At 25.6% G+C, this 2510-nt stretch carries 2 protein-coding genes; both read left to right on the top strand.

What is annotated here, in order from left to right; translation table 11 throughout:
- The first annotated feature begins 692 nt into the window (after positions 1–692).
- The gene (locus GJV76_RS15415) at positions 693–1634 is read left to right on the top strand and encodes a DUF4238 domain-containing protein (protein ID WP_155093469.1); all 942 of its coding nucleotides are present in this window, start codon (positions 693–695) and stop codon (positions 1632–1634) included.
- Positions 1635–1725: 91 nt separating this feature from the next.
- The coding region (locus GJV76_RS15410) for a hypothetical protein (protein ID WP_155093468.1) at positions 1726–2510 on the top strand (785 nt) is incomplete at its 3' end.

Below are 2510 nucleotides of genomic sequence, written 5' to 3'. Positions count from 1 at the left end.
TTTATACCTCACAAGATGTACTTGCTAGGGTGGATACGTAGCTACGATTTTACGATTGTCTAACCAAAGCATTGATTGCTTTGACAAATAACTAGAAATACAGATAAACAATAGATAAAAAGGTATTTAGGTGTTGTACTTGGCGTTAACTGATATGTTTATACACAGTGTTTACATTAGAAAAAACATATTGCAAATACGTTGAAAAAGTTACCACAAAGGTAACAGCAAGTTATGTTTTGAGGCACTCGAAATTGAGATTCTCGCTTTCAAAACGACTTGCTCTTGCAGAGGGCTAGAAAACTACTCCGAAGTCGTTGTTTTTTTAGATAGACTCAGTATATTCTGGTGTTTACGGATTTCCGTAACAATGTTAAAGAGAAAATCACTACGTTTGAATTTATTCAATGACATATAATTTAGATATAATTTAACTAAAGAAAGATAATTCAATGAAAGGAAGAGTGAGTTTTTTAACTGAAACCTAAAAAAAGCTTACATTACTTATCACTATTGTTTTTCAATAAGACTATTAAGTATACTTTTTAATATCTCTTACATTAATAATTCTAACAAGATTAAAATGAAGATTGTTGTTCAAAACGATTATACTACAATACTATATCTTCCTTAAATCAAAATAAATAGAATGATAAAACTTTTAAATGATTAAATCATTAATAAGATAAAAAATGAAAACAAATATTAATCAACACTACTTACCACAATATTATTTGAGAAATTTCGCTATTGATAAGAGTATTGAAATTTATGATTTAAAATTAAAAAAAAAATATACAAATTCGATTAGTAATGTTGCCTATAAAAAAAACTTCTATAATGTAGATGTTAGTTTTTTTAATGAAATAATTGAAAATGAAATATTTCAGGATCATGATTTTATAGACAAAATAATTAATGAATATAACGAGAGTATATTAGCTTCTTTTTTTGATAGTTTTAATCCTACAAGAGATCGCATTATCAACAAAGATGAAAGAGAAACAATAAGTGTTATAGATTTTCATAGTCTAGTAGATTTTATTTTAGTTCAAACATATAGAAATCCAAAATTTTCACTATTTTTTAAAGATATAGATAACTATATTAAGTCTAAAAATGATGTTGATGGAACAAAAGAATATGACAAAATTACCAGAGGGATTGTAATTTTATTACTTTTTAATAATCTACATTATCCCAAAAAGACTAAATTTAAGTCTGATGTTTTGGTTGGATTTAAATCGATTTTGGATGAGATCCAATTGCTAAAAAGTTTAATTACTAATTCTTATAAAATAATATATTGGAATAAAACCTCTATTGACTTTATAACTAACGACTGTGGAATGTCATTTATAAGATTAGAGGGAAATGATATTTTCTCTAGCATTTATGTCCCAATTAATACAAAGATAGCTGTATTATTAGTGAATAAAGAGACTTCTATCTTTAAAAATAAAAAAATTAAAGATAGTGGCGCAATTTTACAGATAGAAGAACCAGATAAAACGCATGTTGAAACCTATAATTTATCAATTGTAGAAAATGCAAATCGATTTGTGTTTTCGCAGAATGGGATTTTTCCCAATAATATAGATGAAGTAGAATACAAACCTTGGTGGAATATATAATTGTTAGAGTATATTTAAATATTCTTTAGAGAATAGTCCAATTTAAAAATAACTATTATTAATTCTTTATTTTAAAATTTCAGTAAATATTATGAACAAGCGTTCTATTAAAGCAGATACGATTAAAATGTTATTATTACGATCGGGAAATAAATGTTCTTTTCCTCATTGTACTCATCCTATTTTTAATGATGACAATTTGTTAGTAGCTCAATTATGTCATATTGAAGGAGTATCTCCTAAAGGACAGAGATATAATGTGCAAAATACAATTGTGGAAAACAATTCTTATGATAATTTATTATTTATGTGCTATAGGCATCATAAAGAAACTGATGATACACAGAAGTATACTGTTGAAAAATTAAAAAAAATAAAAAAGGATCATGAAAGCAAATATTTTGAAAAAGCATTGGTCTTATTACCTACTATGATCCAACAAGTAGAAGATGAGATGAATAGGTACTGGAAAAATTTAGAGGAATTAAAAAACATTGATACTACTGGTTTAATGATGGATATTAATAAGTCCTCTAGTTTTTTAGAAATAGTAGAAGACATCAATTTACAACTACAGTATTTAGAAGTCGCTCAAAATGATTTATCTAATAGTAGTAATAACCTTTATACAAATACACTTACCTTATTTAAAAAGCTTAATATTAATTATAATAAACTTGAAACGCTTCCTTATTATGATAATCCTTTGGTTAATAGAGATTGGGAGCTTTTGAATATTGGAATTCCTAATTCAATTAATTCAATTCAATTATGGTTAAAGCAATTAGAATTAAAATATTTAGAAGAAGTTTTAAAGAATAATATCAGTGATAATAGTGTAGGCTTCCCTAAAAATCGGACAGATGTTAATTCGAA

The organism is Myroides albus (assembly GCF_009711045.1).
Classification (GTDB): Bacteria; Bacteroidota; Bacteroidia; order Flavobacteriales; family Flavobacteriaceae; genus Flavobacterium; species Flavobacterium album_A.
The sequence above is the reverse complement of the archived record's forward strand: the minus strand, read 5'-3'. Positions and strand labels throughout refer to the sequence as shown.

What these genes read in the sequence shown, in the direction of transcription:
- GJV76_RS15415 (WP_155093469.1), top strand. Translation starts at nt 693, where the DNA reads ATGAAAACAAATATTAATCAACACTACTTACCACAATATTATTTGAGA.